A 15239-nucleotide genomic window follows, 5' to 3' on the forward strand; every position below is an offset into this window, starting at 1 on the left:
GCCGGGACGCTACTTGGCGTCTTCGGTGCTGACGAGATCGCGGCCCGCCGTCTCCGGAGTGAAGAAGGTGGTGACGAAGGAGATGAGCGCAAGGACCAGGGAGTAGATGGCCAGCACCCACCACGAGTGGTTGGTGGCCGCCAGCATGAGCGCACCCAGCAGGGGTGCGAGTCCGCCGGCCAGGACGGCTGAGATTTCCCGGCTCATGGCCACACCGGTAAAGCGGTACTGGGAGCCGAACAGCTCCGGCAGCAGCGGGCACTGGGGGCCCAGCATCGACTGGACGCCGATGGCGATGCCCACGGACATGACAACCCACACCAGAGTGACGTTGCCCAGGGTGACCAGGTAGAAGGCAGGAACCGCAATGATGGCTTGGAACAGGGCCCCGTAGCGGTACACCGGAACGCGGCCGAACCTATCGGACAGCGCGCCGAACGTCACCACCAGGACCGCAGCGAACCCAGCGGCGATCAGCAAGCCCACCGGACCGATCGAGTTGTTTCCGGCAAAGACGCCTGCCGGCATGCTCATGAACGACACCAGCAGGGCCGAGTAGATCGATGAATTGCCGTTTTCGCCCATACGGAGCCCGATGCCCAGGAGCACATTCTTCTTGGAGTGCTTCCACAGCGCACTGATGGGGTTCTTGACCACATTCTTGTGCTTCTCCAACTCCTGGAAGGCAGGCGTTTCCTTGAGCTTGAGGCGAATGAAGATGGCCACTGCGATCAGGATGAAGCTGGCCAGGAAGGGCACCCGCCACAGCCAGCCCTGCAGGACGGCCTTGTCAGCCATGGCAATCAAAGCAAAGGTTCCCGCGCCGAGGAGGGTACCCAGTTGGATGCCCACGAAAGGCAATGATGCGAAGAAACCACGACGACGGCGCGGAGCTACTTCGGAAATCAACGTAGTGGCGCCGGCCTGTTCTGCGCCTGCGCCAAGGCCCTGGATGATCCGCAAGGTCACCAGCAGGACAGCCCCGAGCATTCCGGCCTGCTCGAAGGTCGGAAGCAACCCAATAGCGAAGCTTGCCGTACCCATCAAGGCAATGGTCAGGATCAAGACCATCTTGCGGCCAAACCTGTCGCCGATGTAGCCAAAGATCAACCCGCCGAAGGGCCGCGCCGCGAATCCAACGCCATAGGTGGCGAAGGAGGCGATCAGAGCACCCTCCGGGCCCAGGGGGGAAAAGAACAATGGGCCAAAGATCAGCGCGGAAGCCAATCCGTAAATGTAGAAATCGTAGTACTCCAAGGCTGAGCCTACGGAGCTGGCCAAGGTAGCCCTGCGCAGCTGTTCCGGCTCAACAACAGCATCGTCAGCATCAGCTGCGAGCCGTTCATTAGTACGAGTTATCACAAGCACTCCCTCAAAATCACCCCAGGCCCCCGTTGGCCCGGCGAGATAGTGATGGCATCACCGCCAAGATCACTATGATGAACAGCGTACAGCTTGTTGAACTCGCTGCCAAGGTTGTAATCAGATTTATTTATTGCGTCCCAGGGAGATAAGGGATTAGCCCATCGGGTTACCCAGTGATCGCGCCAACTCCTTGAGTTCCTTGACCATCAAGGCGCCCTGCTCCTCGGAGTAGGTGGCCTTCAGCGCAGTCACCGAAAGTCCCAAACTGGGACCGTGGGCTCCATGCGTAGGGACGGGCACAGCGAGGCAGACCACACCCACCGTCGACTCCTCATCTTCGAAAGCGAACCCCTGCTTCCGGATGGCAGCTATTTGGGACTTGAGTTCCTCTGCGGTGCGAAGTGAGTTGGCAGTCATGACCGGCAGTTCCATGCCGTCAGGGAACATCGATTCAATGTCGTGATCATGGAGTTGCGCCAGCAGGGCTTTGCCAACGCTGCAAAGGGAGACCGGCATCTTGTCGCCAATATTGGAGGTCAGCCTCACCGCAGGATGCCCCTCATAGCGGGCCAGGTAGATGACGTGGTCGCCGTCGAGCATGGCGATGCGCACCGTCTCACCCGAAAGGGTAGGCGCCTGCTCGCAGTATTTGTAGAACTCCTGGACCTCGTCGAGCCGGCTCAGGTAGGCGGCGCCCAGCTCCACCAGTTTCCGCCCCAAGGCAAAGTCCGCGCCCTGCCTGGTAATGAGGCGGGCTTCCTCAAGCGCCAGCAAGAGATTGGACGTGGACGATTTGGGGATGCCAAGTTCGCGGGAAAGATCACTCAGCGTCAGCCGACCCGATGGAGATCCTGCAAGCGCCTCAAGAACCGCTGCTGCGCGGGTCACGGCAGGGGCAGGCGACGAAGCACCCAGCCCCTCGGAACGGGTGGTGCGGGAATCGGCCATGATTCTCCTTCGTCAGAACTCTCTCATCGCGTTCATTCAGCTGAACACTTCCCATCATAGTGTGTCGCCCTGCTGCCACCATGAGGCAAGACCCAACCGGTTCTTGGACACGTTCCTGCCGTTTGGCATGCTCAGCTTTCCAAACCGAAAAGTTCTCTGTATATTCATTTTCGAGCTCTCCACCGCGGCATCCCCCAATAGTCGCGGTGGAGAGCTCATCCATTTCCCGGGAAACCTAGGCCGCGGCCACTTCTTCGCCCCTGAGGCACCAACCTCCTCCGGCACCGTCCCGCATCAGCTCCCACGTAGCAATGCCGGACCGGAGATTGCTTCCCAAGCGAACCTGAACCTGCCAGATCTCCACATCAACGCGGCCTTGCCCCCTCGGCATTCGCCGTGACTGCTCCCACCATGGGACGCGCTCAAACCAACGCACAGGCTCGACCACGATCCGCCATTCCCGATTGCCCCTCACCACCACCGCGGGCGTGCCCTGCGTGCTGCTGCGGATATATACGTGCTCCATGGAGAAAAATCCTAGAAGCCGGCTCTGACATTAAAGGGTTGTGGAGAACGTGGCCTTCGCGCGAAAAAACCCCGCCACTGCCAGCCAAAGGCTTGGAGTGACGGGGTTTCCATCGGTGGGTCCTACCGGGATCGAACCGATGACATCCACGGTGTAAACGTGGCGCTCTACCAGCTGAGCTAAAGACCCATTGTGCGGTTTCAGTGCCTCAGCGCTTCAACCAACGAACAACGACTCTACATGATCAATCGGGAGAAACACCAATCGGCGGATTCGCGCTTGTAAGATCCGGCAAATTCCGCGCCAAATAGTCCAAGGCGCCGCTGACCCCGAGCTCGAGTTTCAGGGTGGCATAGCTGTCACCCCGGGTAGCTCCCCGATTGATGATGACTACCGGCTTTTCGGCCTTGGCAGCGTGGCGCACGAAGCGCAGCCCGCTCTGCACCGTCAGCGACGAGCCTGCTACGAGGAGTGCCTCCGCTTGATCAACCATGGCGTAGGCGCGCTTAACGCGGTCCTTGGGAACGTTCTCGCCGAAATAGACGAAGTCGGGCTTAAGTATCCCTCCGCACCTGGGACACACCGCCATGATGAACGAGGTGATGAGCTCCGGATCCTCAACCGTTGCATCAGCATCCGGAGCCATTTCCACGAGCCCGGACTCCAGGGCGGCTTCAAGGAACCCTGGATTGATCTCCTCAAGGATCGCTGCAATGAGCCGCCTGCTGAATATATGGCGGTTCTCCAGACAGACCACCTGGTCAAAGCGCCCGTGCAAATCCACCACATTGACGCTGCCGGCGTCCTCGTGGAGCCTGTCGACGTTCTGAGTGATGAGGCCGGACAGGAGGCCCCTGCGCTCCATCAGCGCGACCGCGGCGTGTCCGGCGTTGGGGTCGGCATGCCTCAAGTGGGACCACCCAAGATGATTCCGGGCCCAATAGCGCCTGCGGTTGGCCTCGCTGCCGATGAACTCCTGGAAGGTCATGGGATTCCGGGGTGCAGAACCTGGCCCTCGATAATCCGGAATACCGGAGTCGGTGCTGAGCCCGGCGCCCGTCAGCACCGCCAGACGCTTTCCACCCATGGCCTCTACAGCCTTCCTGACTGACAGAAGCTCATCGGGATCAAGCTGCGCCGCCGGCGCAGGAGCCATGCTGGCAAAACCAGTCATTCCCACGCCGGGCCGGCCGGCACTCATGCTTGCTGCTGATCGAGCGCCGTGAGCGCGAGGCGGTATTCAGCCAAGTCCCTCGCTTGTCCACGTGGATTGACGACGACGTACCGGATGATCCCCGCGGCGTCGATGATGAACGTTCCCCGCAGAGCCATACCACTGACGTCGTCGAAAACCCCATAGGACCTTGCCACCGCCCCATGGGGCCAAAAATCAGCCAGGAGGTCAAATCCATAGCTTTCCTGGTGGGCGTAAGCGCGCAGGGTGAATTTACTGTCCACGGAGACGGCAAGTACCACGGCGTTCGAATCCTCGAACGCCGAAATGTTGTCACGAATCTCACAGAGTTCACCGGTGCAGATCCCGGAGAACGCGAAGGGGTAGAACACCACAACTACGTTGCGGCCCCGGTAATCCGACAGGCGGACAGGCTCGCCAAACTGGTTTACGAGCTCAAAGTCCGGCGCAGTTTGGCCCGGCTGCGGTACAACCGCAGGCGCCGGCGCCAGTCGGACATCGGTCACTTGTTCTTCTTCGGCACCAGTCGGGTGGCGCTCCAGTCTTTCGACACCCCGGCAGAGGTGGTGAGGTGCAACCCGGACGTGGGGGCCGCATCCTGGATATCAGCCGGAGAAACATAGTTGTCACGGCCTGACTTAGGGGTCATCACCCAGACAACTCCGCCTTCCTTCAGCGTGGTGAGCGAATCCATGAGGGCATCAACAAGATCGCCGTCGCCATCCCGCCACCAAAAGACAACGGCATCTACTACGTCGTGGTCGTCTTCATCCAACAGCTCAGAGCCCGTCACATCTTCAACGTCATCACGCAAGTCGAAGTCGACGTCGTCGTCGTAGCCGCGCTCCTGAATCAGATCCCCATCTTTGAAACCCATTCGTTCCGCCACATTTACCGATGTGGCGGCGTCGGCCTCGCTCACGTTTCCTCCTTTTGAAGTGACTTCCATTACTAACAGCCAACACCCTTTGGGCGTGTGCTTCAAGCCATTGTCCCTGCCACGGGCCACATTCCGCATTCCCCGGGGTGTTTCGGGGCTGTGACACTCACGTGCTTTCCGTCACGCAGGCCGGCGGGGTGTGACATACAACGCCCTTCAGGGCCCACGGCTACGCATCCCAGCGCAGTGAAAGCTAGAGTGGCCATGAGCGCTCTGGCTGCAGGGCGATCGCCCCGCAGAATTCTACTGGGCAGCCAAGCGCTCACAAGACCTGCCCGGCGCATCCGACCGGGCTGTTGAAACCGAAATGTCGCACACGACGCGTTCACGACGGGCAGTTACCCTGCCAGACCTGAGGCGCCGATGCATGCGCCTAAAGGAAGGTTGGACGTGGCTGCAGGAGAAGAGACCTCACACATCCTCAGCGGGTTGACTGCCCAGCTGCCTGATCGTGATCCGGAAGAGACCGCGGAGTGGATTGAGTCCCTTGATGCGTTGATCGCGGAGCAGGGTACCGAGCGTGCCCAGTACATTATGCGTTCGTTGCTTCAGCGTGCCGGCGCGAGGTCGGTGGGTGTGCCGATGGTGACGACCACTGATTATGTGAACACGATCCCGGTGGACCAGGAAGCGCCGTTCCCGGGGAACGAGGAGTTCGAGCGCCGGTATCGTGCGTACATGCGGTGGAATGCCGCGGTCATGGTCCACCGTGCGCAGCGTTCCGATATTGGTGTGGGCGGGCATATTTCCACCTATGCCGGTGCTGCGACGTTGTATGAGGTGGGGTTCAACCACTTCTTCCGTGGCAAGGACCATCCCTCCGGCGGGGACCAGGTGTTCTTCCAGGGCCATGCTTCCCCTGGCATGTACGCCCGGGCGTTCATGGAAGGCCGTCTGACCGAGGAGGATTTGGACGGGTTCCGTCAGGAGAAGTCCAAGGCCGGCCATGCGTTGTCTTCGTACCCGCACCCGCGCCTGATGCCGGATTTCTGGGAGTTCCCGACCGTGTCGATGGGTATCGGCCCGATGAACGCGATCTACCAGGCCCAGTCCAACCGGTACCTGCAGAACCGTGGCATCAAAGACACCTCGGACCAGCAGGTCTGGGCGTTCCTCGGTGACGGGGAAATGGACGAGCCCGAGTCCCGTGGTTTGTTGCAGCTCGCCGCGAACGAGAACCTGGACAACCTGAACTTCGTGATCAACTGCAACCTCCAGCGCCTGGACGGACCGGTCCGCGGCAACGGCAAAATCATGCAGGAACTCGAAGCGTTCTTCCGCGGTGCGGGCTGGAACGTGATCAAGGTCGTTTGGGGCCGGGAATGGGATTCCCTGCTGGAAGCAGACCAGGACGGGGCGTTGGTGAAAATCATGAACGAAACCCCCGATGGTGACTACCAAACCTACAAAGCCGAGTCCGGCGGGTTCGTGAGGGAACACTTCTTCGGCAAATCCCCGCAGACCAAGGACATGGTCGCGGATTTGGACGACGAACAGATCTGGGGCCTCAAACGCGGCGGCCACGACTACCGCAAGGTCTACGCCGCGTACAAGGCCGCGACCGAGTTCAAGGGCAAACCCACCGTGATCCTGGCCAAAACGGTCAAGGGCTACGGACTGGGCCCGCACTTCGAAGGCCGCAACGCCACCCACCAGATGAAGAAACTGACCATGGAAGACCTCAAAGCCTTCCGTGACCACCTCCGCATCCCCATCAGCGATGACCAACTCGACGCTGACCTCTACCGGCCCCCGTACTACCACCCCGGCATGGACGCCCCCGAAATCAAGTACCTCATGGAACGCCGGGCCGAGCTCGGCGGGTTCGTCCCCGAACGCCGCCGCAAACACACCGAGGTCACCTTGCCCGACGCGAAGTCCTACGACGTAGCCAAACGCGGATCCGGGAAACAACAAGCCGCCACCACCATGGCCTTCGTCCGTTTGCTCAAGGACCTGATGCGGGACAAGAACTTCGGCGCCCGGTTCGTGCCCGTCGTCCCCGACGAATCCCGGACCTTCGGGATGGACGCGTTCTTCCCGACCGCGAAAATCTACAACCCCAAAGGCCAGAACTACCTCTCCGTGGACCGCGACCTCGTCCTGGCCTACAAAGAATCCCCCGCCGGACAACTGATCCACCCCGGCATCAACGAAGCCGGCGCCGTCGCAGCCTTCACCGCCGCCGGGACCGCCTACGCCACCCACGGCGAACCCCTGGTCCCGATCTACGTGTTCTACTCCATGTTCGGCTTCCAACGCACCGGCGACTCCTTCTGGGCCGCAGCAGACCAAATGACCCGCGGCTTCATCATCGGCGCCACCGCAGGACGGACCACCCTCACCGGCGAAGGACTCCAACACGCCGACGGACACTCCCCCCTCCTGGCCTCCACCAACCCCGCCGTGAAAACCTACGACCCCGCCTACGGCTACGAAATCGGCCACATCATCCGCCACGGCCTCGAAGAAATGTACGGCGAGGCCTCCGAGGACCACAACGTGATGTACTACCTCACCGTCTACAACGAGCCCATCACCCAACCCGCGGAACCCGAAAACCTGGACATCAACGGACTCCTCAAAGGCATCTACAAACTCGCAGACGCCCCCACCGCGGACAGCACCAACACAGCGAACCGCCCCACCGCGAACATCCTCGCCTCCGGCGTGTCCGTGCCCTGGGCCCTCGAAGCCCAACGGATCCTCGCCGAAGACTGGAACGTCGCCGCCGAAGTCTGGTCCGTGACCTCCTGGAACGAACTCCGACGCGACGGACTCGCCGCCGAAGAACACGCCTTCCTCAACCCCGGCCAACCCGCCCGCACCCCGTTCATCACCGAACAACTCGCCGGCCACACCGGACCCGTCATCGCCGTCACCGACTACATGAAAGCCGTCCCCGACCAAATCCGCCAATTCATCCCCAACGACTTCGCCTCCCTCGGAGCAGACGGCTTCGGCTTCTCCGACACCCGCCAAGCCGCACGCCGCTACTTCAAAAACGACACCCACTCCATCGTCGCCAAAACCCTCCAACTCCTTGCCGCCAAGGGAGAAGTTGAAGAAGGTGCCTTGGAGAAGGCCATCGAGAAGTACCGGCTCCTGGATGTGAATGCCGGCACCACCGGCGGAGCAGGCGGAGACGCCTAACAACCGCAGGAAAACCCTCGGACGCAGTCCGGTACCAAGGGCCACTCCAGCACCCAACGAAACGGCGGCTTCCACCGAAAGGTGGCGGCCGCCGTCGTGGTTTAACCGTGGGGGAAAAAGTCTCCAGTGCATGTGAGCAGCAACAACACAAGTTGTAGCCTTCTCACAAATGGAGCTTGCCCGGGATGGGCCGTATGCTCGTTCCATGGCAGAGCCGAGCAAAACCACCACCAAGCGCAAGGCAGCAACCCAGGCATTGTCGCCTGAAAAGGCCGAAACTCTGCGTCAACTCCGTGCCAATGTGGGCCAACTGTCCACCAGCACCATGCGCCAACTCGAGAAGTCCCTGCCCTGGTACAGCCGTTTGAGCTCCGATGAGCGCTCGGCGCTGGGGCTCGTGGCACAGAACGGCATCGCGGCATTCGTGACCTGGTACGAACGGCCGAGCTCACCGTCATGGATTCTCACGGACGTGTTCGGCAACGCCCCCACGGAACTGACCCGATCCATCAGCCTCCAAAAAGCCCTGCAGCTGATCCGCATCGTCGTGGAGGTGGTGGAAGACCAGGTACCGGTGATCGCGCCGGAATCGGACCAGCCCTCACTTCGCGAAGCGGTCCTCCGGTATTCGCGGGAAGTGGCCTTCGCGGCTGCGGACGTCTACGCCCGGGCCGCCGAGTCCCGCGGCTCCTGGGATACCCGCCTGGAAGCACTGATTGTGGATGCCATCCTTCGCGGTGAGAACACGGATGCTTTGCGGTCCCGGATCGCAGCCCTTGGCTGGAAAGCCCAGGAGCGCTTCACGGTGATGGTGGGGAATTCGCCGTCGGAACCAAGCGCCAGCTATGTCAGCGAGCTTCGCCGGACTGCCGGGCGTTTCGCCGAGGACGCCCTGGTGGGAATCCAGGGTGACCGGCTCATCCTGATCCTTGGTGGCGTCCAGGACCGTGACACCGCATACCTCAAACTCAGCGAACTTTTTGCGCCGGGCGCAGTGGTCTACGGGCCCGAGGCCGGGTCTTTGTTGGAGGCCAGCAGCTCGGCCCAGGCAGCATTCGCGGGTCTCACTGCCGCCCGCGCATGGCCTTCCGCTCCACGTCCAGTTGCCGCCGACGACCTGCTTCCGGAGCGTGTTGTCTCCGGTGATGACGCAGCCCGCAGGTCCTTGATCAAGAACATCTACCGGCCGCTGCTTGCCGCCTCCAACGGGTTGGTGGAGACTCTGGGAACCTACCTGGAGCTGGGGCATTCACTGGAAGCAACGGCACGCGAACTGTTCGTCCATGCCAACACAGTGCGCTACCGTTTGAAGCGTGTCTGCGACGTAACGGGCTGGGATCCGCTCCTCCCAAGGGAAGCTTTCGTCCTCCAAACCGCCCTGGTGGTAGGCCGGCTTTCAGCGCAACCGAAAGCCGCTCCCGAACGTCATACGTCGCGTTCACAGAACTGAACCGTTGTAGACTTCCTACAAACTGACCCAGTGAGCTTGGTGTACCAAAACACCAGTGGATCACGTGGCAATTTGGAAAGCTGGATACGTGCTTGCAATCGTCTGCCCTGGACAGGGCTCCCAGACCCCCGGATTTTTGGCCCCTTGGCTGGAACTCCCCTCCGTCGAAGGCCAACTGGCCAACCTGAGCGAGATCGCAGGCATTGACCTCAAGGCCCACGGCACCACCTCCGATGAAGAAACCATCAAGGACACTGCAGTGGCCCAGCCGCTGATTGTCGCGGCAGGGCTGGTAGCTGCTTCGTCTTTGTTCGACGTCGAGCTCAGTACCCTCCCCGTGATCCTCGCCGGCCACTCCGTAGGCGAGATCACGGCTTCTGCCTTGGCCGGCGTCCTCACGGAAGCTGAAGCCATGACCTTCGTCCGGGAACGCGCCAACAGCATGGCCGCCGCTGCCGCTGTCACCCCTACCGGCATGAGTGCTGTGGTGGGCGGCGATCCCGCTGAGGTACTGGCAGCCATCGAAGCCGCCGGAGCAACGCCCGCGAACGTCAACGGTGCCGGACAGACAGTCGCAGCGGGCACCTTCGACCAGCTCAAGGCCTTGGCAGAAAATCCGCCGGCTAAAGCGCGCGTGATCCCCCTCAAGGTTGCAGGAGCATTCCACACCTCCCACATGGCTCCGGCCGTCAGCGCGCTCGAGTCCCTCAAACCGTCGCTTTCACCCCAGAGCCCGGCCGTTCCTTTGCTGTCCAACTACGACGGCAAGGAAGTCACTGCCGGACCTGCCGCCGTCGACAGCCTGATCGCCCAAGTGTCCCGTCCCGTCCGCTGGGACAAATGCATGGAAACGCTCGTCAGCCGCGGTGTCACCGGCGTGATCGAACTGGCCCCAGCCGGCACCCTCGCAGGATTGGCCAAGCGCGGCATGCCCGGTGTCAAGACCGTCGCTGTCAAAACCCCGGATGACCTGTCCGCGGCTCTCGCTCTCTTCGCAGAATTGGAGGGACAGGCATGAGCACTCCCGTGTTGAACAAGGCAGTTGTCAACGAGAACGCCCGTATCCTCGGCATCGGCGCCTACCGCCCCGATGTCATTGTCACCAACGACGACGTGTGCCAGTGGATCGACTCCTCCGACGAATGGATCCGCCAGCGCACCGGCATCATCACCCGTCACCGCGCCGCTGCTGACATCAGCGTCATCGACATGGCTGAAGGCGCCGCACGCGAAGCGTTGCAGCACGCAGGAATCGACGCTTCCCAACTGGGCGCCGTCATCGTGTCCACCGTGACGCACCCTTACGCCACGCCGTCGGCTGCCGCTGCGCTCACCGAACGTTTGGGCGCGACGCCGGCACCCGCCTTCGATATCTCGGCCGCCTGTGCCGGGTACTGCTATGGCGTGGCCCAGGCCGATGCCCTGGTTCGTTCCGGCGCAGCCCAATACGTCCTGGTGGTTGGCGCGGAGAAGCTTTCCGATGTCATCGACAACCACGAACGCACCATCTCGTTCCTCCTCGGCGACGGCGCAGGCGCTGTGGTGGTTGGCCCGTCCGACACTCCTGGCATCGGCCCCTCCGTCTGGGGCTCAGACGGCAGCAAGTGGGACGCCATCGGCATGACCCACTCCCTTGAGGACGTCAAGAAGCTGGGCGAATCCGCCCGGCACTCCGATGAAATCGACGATCCCGCCATTCTTTCGGCAACCCAGGATGTTTGGCCCACCCTGCGGCAGGACGGTCAGACCGTGTTCCGCTGGGCCGTGTGGGAAATGGCCAAGGTTGCCCAGCAGGCTCTGGATGCCGCCGGCATTGAAGCAAGCGACCTCGCTGCCTTCGTTCCGCACCAGGCAAACATGCGGATCATCGACGAGATGGTCAAGAAGCTGAAGCTTCCCGAATCCGTTGTCATCGGCCGCGACATCGCCCAAGCGGGCAATACCTCCGCAGCGTCGATCCCGCTGGCAACGCACCGCCTGCTTCAGGAGAACCCTGAGCTGAGCGGCGGCCTGGCCCTGCAGATCGGGTTCGGCGCCGGACTGGTCTTCGGCGCCCAGGTAGTGGTCCTGCCGTAGACCGGGACTCGTCCCGGCTACCACCAGCCAACTGAATACGACTTACAAACCCAAACCGTAAACCGCGGTTTGCCCCCTTTCCGGCAGTAGCCGGTACAACAAGAAAAGGAGCCAACAATGGCTAGCAACGAAGAAATCCTGGCCGGCCTGGCTGAAATCGTCAACGAAGAGACGGGCCTCGCCACCGAAGCCGTAGAGCTGGACAAGTCCTTCACCGAGGACCTGGACATCGACTCCATCTCCATGATGACCATCGTTGTCAACGCTGAAGAGAAGTTCGGCGTTCGCATCCCGGACGAAGAGGTCAAGAACCTCAAGACCGTCGGCGACGCCGTCAGCTTCATCGCCAACGCACAGGCCTAGTCCTGACACCAGCTGTGCCGGGCCGGGATTAACGTCCCTGCGCCCGGCACAGCCGCAATACCACCCAAAGATTTTTTTGCCTCCCCTTGTGAACGCTGCAGGAGGGATGGCTGATCCGACAGAGAGTGATCGCATGGCACGCAAAGTAGTCATAACCGGTCTGGGGGCCACCACTCCCATCGGCGGCGACGTACCCACAATGTGGAAGAACGCGCTGAAAGGGGTCTCCGGCGCCCGCACGCTCGAAGACGAGTGGGTGGCCAAATACGACCTCCCCGTTCACTTTGCTGCCCGGTGCTCGACGCCGGCACTTGAAGTTCTGAGCCGCGTCGAGGCCAAGCGTATGGACCCATCCACGCAGTTTGGTGTCATCGCCGCACGTGAAGCGTGGTCCGACTCCGGTATCGAAGAGATCGACCACGACCGTCTCGCGGTAGCCTTCGCCACCGGAATCGGCGGCGTCTGGACCCTGCTGGACGCTTGGGACACGCTCAGGGACAAGGGTCCCCGCCGGGTCCTGCCCATGACCGTTCCCATGCTCATGCCCAACGGTGTGGCCGCAGCGGTCAGCCTTGACCTCGGCGCCCGCGCTGGAGCGCACACCCCGGTTTCGGCATGTGCGTCCGGCACCGAAGCACTCCACCTGGGCCTGGACCTGATCCGCTCCGGCAAAGCAGACGTCGTAGTATGCGGTGGCGCTGAAGCTGCCATCCACCCGATGCCGTTGGCCGCGTTCTCCTCCATGCAGGCATTGTCCCGCCGCAACGACGAGCCGGAGCGCGCCTCCCGCCCGTACGACACCGACCGGGACGGTTTCGTCATGGGTGAAGGTGCCGGCGCACTGGTCCTCGAAGCCGAGGAACATGCCATTGCCCGCGGCGCCCGTATCTATGCAGAACTGGCCGGAACGTCCGTCACAGCGGATGCCTACCACATCACCGCACCGGACCCCGAAGGCCTTGGTGCGACCCGGGCACTGAAGGCGGCAATGTTTGATGGCCGCATCCAGGCCGAAGACGTGGTGCACGTCAACGCACATGCCACCTCGACTCCTGTCGGCGACAAGCCCGAGTACACGGCGCTGCGCGCTGCTCTGGGGACCCACGTAGACAACGTGGCGGTCTCTGCCACCAAGTCGCAGATGGGCCACCTCCTGGGCGCTTCAGGGGCCGTTGAGGCTGTCTTGACAGTACTGGCGGTCTACGAGCGCAAGGCCCCAGTGACCATCAACCTCGAAAACCAGGATCCCGAGATCCCCCTCGACGTTGTGACCTCCGTCCGCGACCTGCCATCCGGTGACATCGTGGCGCTGAGCAACTCCTTCGGCTTCGGAGGACACAACGCCGTCATAGCGGTCAGGAACGTCTGACCGGACTCGGAGCACGCTCCTTTATCGACGTTTGGTTGAAACGTGAGAAGGGCCCCACCATCAGGTGGGGCCCTTCTCATTGCTATGGAAGACGCTTCTCGTCGGATTAGTTGGATGAGGTCGGCGGACTCTGTGCGCTGAGCCTACCTGGTGCTGCCCTGCTAACCGACTTGGTGCAGCCAGCGAACCGGTGCGCCCTCTGCTGCATGCCGGAAGGGTTCGAGTTCCTCGTCCCACGCCTCACCCAGCGCCAGGGACAACTCATGGTAGACAGCCGAGGGGTCGCCTGCACCTGATTCGTAGGCGTAACGGATGCGGTCCTCGGTGACCATGATGTTGCCATGGACATCCGTGACGGCATGGAAAATTCCGAGCTCCGGGGTATGGGACCATCGGGCTCCGTCCACTCCCTGGCTCGGTTCTTCGGTGACCTCGTAACGCAGATGCGCCCAACCCCGAAGGGCTGATGCCAACTGCGCACCCGTGCCGGGCGTTCCCGTCCACGACAACTCGGCCCGGAACATTCCGGGCGCAGCAGGTTGAGGGGTCCACTCAAGATCGGTCCGCTTGTCCACGACCGATCCGATGGCCCACTCGACGTGCGGGCAAAGTGCCGTAGGGGCCGAGTGCACAAACAGGACACCGCGGGTTGTTGCAACAGACATTCCATCCTCCATAGCTGTAGGTACGTCTTCCCCAACGACCTCTGCTTGGATGTTTGCTGTTGCTGCCGGATGCCATGAATTACGTGGGCCCTGACAGGCTATTCAGTTATGTGAAGTGCTACTGACGATCTTGGCACAAAGATAACCCTCAACTGTGAATTGAAGGTTTCCCCGTGGTGCTCTTATTTTGCCGTACGGCGCCGCTTTCCGCCAGTGCGGCTCATGGGCGGGCCTGCTCAGGCCCTGGGGTGCGCCTGCTGGTAGCTTTTCCTTAGCCGGTCCACGGACACATGGGTATAAATCTGCGTGGTCGCCAGGCTGCTGTGTCCCAGAATTTCCTGGACGGCGCGCAAGTCCGCTCCGCCGTCCAAAAGGTGGGTTGCCGCGCTGTGCCTGAGCGCATGCGGTCCCGTGGCCGACGTATCGCCCAAGGCTTGCAGCAGCTCGCTGACCACGGCCCGGATCTGGCGTGGATCAACCCGGTTGCCCCGTAAGCCCAAAAAGAGGGCCGGCCCGCTGCTGGCGGTGACCACTGCAGGACGTCCCCTACGAAGCCAGTCATCGACTGCCACAGCTGCCGGGACTCCATACGGAACAGTTCGCTCCTTGTTTCCCTTGCCCACAACCCGGAGAGTCCGACGGTCCGGGTCGAGGTCATCAATATCCAGGCCGGCAAGTTCTCCGACGCGAACTCCGGTGGCGTACAGGAGTTCCACCATGGCCCGGTTGCGAACAGCCATGGGGCCCCCTTCTGCGGCTGCCGTATTCAGGTCATCCACCATCCGGGTAACCTGCTGCTGCTGAAGGACTCCTGGCAGGGATTTGTCCCGTTTGGGAGCCTGCAGGCGGATCGCCGGGTCAGTGGCAATAAGCTCTTCCCTCAGGGCCCAGGCGGTGAAAGACCTGGCCGTGGCAGCCCGGCGGGCCAGGGTGGCCCGGGCCATGCCCGCTTCACTTTGCGCACCCAGCCAGCGGCGCAGGGAACCCAGCTCGAGATGGCCGAGCTCTTCGATACCTTCCTGCACGGCAAAACCGAGGAGGCTCTCCACATCTGCAAGATAAGCACGCACAGTGTGCGCCGACCTCGCCCGTTCACCCTCCAGGTAGCGGCGAAAACCAGCAAGGGCGCTGAGCATCGATGATGGCAGTGATTGTCCGTTCACACGTCCCACTGTGCCAGCATCCGACA

14 protein-coding genes and 1 tRNA gene are annotated in these 15239 nt (G+C 62.1%); 6 read left to right on the plus strand and 9 right to left on the minus strand.

Annotated features, from left to right (window positions below; genetic code table 11):
• Positions 1-9 precede the first annotated feature (9 nt).
• The 7 genes from QEH68_RS12415 to QEH68_RS12445 form a co-directional block, all read right to left on the minus strand.
• Entirely contained in the window at positions 10-1368 is a 1359-nt protein-coding gene (locus tag QEH68_RS12415) for an MFS transporter (protein ID WP_207593775.1), read from the minus strand.
• A 150-nt stretch (positions 1369-1518) separates the two neighbouring features.
• The gene (locus tag QEH68_RS12420) at positions 1519-2313 is read right to left on the minus strand and encodes an IclR family transcriptional regulator (protein WP_089595344.1); all 795 of its coding nucleotides are present in this window, start codon (positions 2311-2313) and stop codon (positions 1519-1521) included.
• 235 nt (positions 2314-2548) lie between these two features.
• The gene (locus QEH68_RS12425; protein WP_280623004.1) at positions 2549-2839 is read right to left on the minus strand and encodes a hypothetical protein; all 291 of its coding nucleotides are present in this window, start codon (positions 2837-2839) and stop codon (positions 2549-2551) included.
• A 116-nt stretch (positions 2840-2955) separates the two neighbouring features.
• Positions 2956-3028 (minus strand) — tRNA-Val (locus QEH68_RS12430).
• Positions 3029-3083: 55 nt separating this feature from the next.
• On the minus strand, positions 3084-4040 hold the full coding sequence (locus tag QEH68_RS12435; RefSeq protein ID WP_280623005.1) for an NAD-dependent protein deacetylase: 957 nt from the start codon (positions 4038-4040) through the stop codon (positions 3084-3086).
• Positions 4037-4540 (minus strand): peroxiredoxin, encoded by a 504-nt coding sequence (locus QEH68_RS12440; protein WP_207593778.1) that lies wholly within the window; start codon positions 4538-4540, stop codon positions 4037-4039. Before QEH68_RS12440 ends, QEH68_RS12435 begins: the two co-directional genes overlap by 4 nt.
• A complete protein-coding gene (locus QEH68_RS12445; protein ID WP_207593779.1) occupies positions 4537-4956 on the minus strand; it encodes a DUF3052 domain-containing protein in 420 nt (139 codons plus the stop codon). The genes QEH68_RS12440 and QEH68_RS12445 overlap by 4 nt, the downstream gene beginning before the upstream one ends.
• A 381-nt stretch (positions 4957-5337) precedes the next feature.
• Here QEH68_RS12445 and aceE point away from each other — a divergent pair, with 381 nt between their 5' ends.
• From aceE to QEH68_RS12475, 6 genes are all read left to right on the plus strand, one after another.
• On the plus strand, positions 5338-8127 hold the full coding sequence (gene aceE / locus QEH68_RS12450) for a pyruvate dehydrogenase (acetyl-transferring), homodimeric type (protein ID WP_280623006.1): 2790 nt from the start codon (positions 5338-5340) through the stop codon (positions 8125-8127).
• A 205-nt stretch (positions 8128-8332) separates the two neighbouring features.
• Positions 8333-9577 (plus strand): helix-turn-helix domain-containing protein, encoded by a 1245-nt coding sequence (locus tag QEH68_RS12455; protein WP_089595416.1) that lies wholly within the window; start codon positions 8333-8335, stop codon positions 9575-9577.
• An 88-nt stretch (positions 9578-9665) separates the two neighbouring features.
• A complete protein-coding gene (locus tag QEH68_RS12460) occupies positions 9666-10595 on the plus strand; it encodes an ACP S-malonyltransferase (protein WP_207593781.1) in 930 nt (309 codons plus the stop codon).
• Positions 10592-11653 (plus strand): beta-ketoacyl-ACP synthase III, encoded by a 1062-nt coding sequence (locus QEH68_RS12465; RefSeq protein WP_207593782.1) that lies wholly within the window; start codon positions 10592-10594, stop codon positions 11651-11653. Before QEH68_RS12460 ends, QEH68_RS12465 begins: the two co-directional genes overlap by 4 nt.
• Before the next feature lie 117 nt (positions 11654-11770).
• The gene (locus tag QEH68_RS12470) at positions 11771-12016 is read left to right on the plus strand and encodes an acyl carrier protein (protein WP_011692310.1); all 246 of its coding nucleotides are present in this window, start codon (positions 11771-11773) and stop codon (positions 12014-12016) included.
• A gap of 133 nt (positions 12017-12149) precedes the next feature.
• Entirely contained in the window at positions 12150-13385 is a 1236-nt protein-coding gene (locus QEH68_RS12475; protein WP_207593783.1) for a beta-ketoacyl-[acyl-carrier-protein] synthase II, read from the plus strand.
• A gap of 161 nt (positions 13386-13546) precedes the next feature.
• Here QEH68_RS12475 and QEH68_RS12480 read toward each other — a convergent pair whose 3' ends face one another.
• Positions 13547-14050: a DUF3145 domain-containing protein gene (locus QEH68_RS12480; RefSeq protein WP_026005636.1), complete on the minus strand. Its 504-nt coding sequence runs from the start codon at positions 14048-14050 to the stop codon at positions 13547-13549.
• 236 nt (positions 14051-14286) lie between these two features.
• A complete protein-coding gene (locus QEH68_RS12485; RefSeq protein ID WP_280628007.1) occupies positions 14287-15186 on the minus strand; it encodes a tyrosine recombinase XerC in 900 nt (299 codons plus the stop codon).
• Positions 15187-15239 lie beyond the last annotated feature (53 nt).

Source organism: Paenarthrobacter sp. OM7, from assembly GCF_029873575.1.
In the GTDB taxonomy this organism is placed as follows: domain Bacteria; phylum Actinomycetota; class Actinomycetes; order Actinomycetales; family Micrococcaceae; genus Arthrobacter.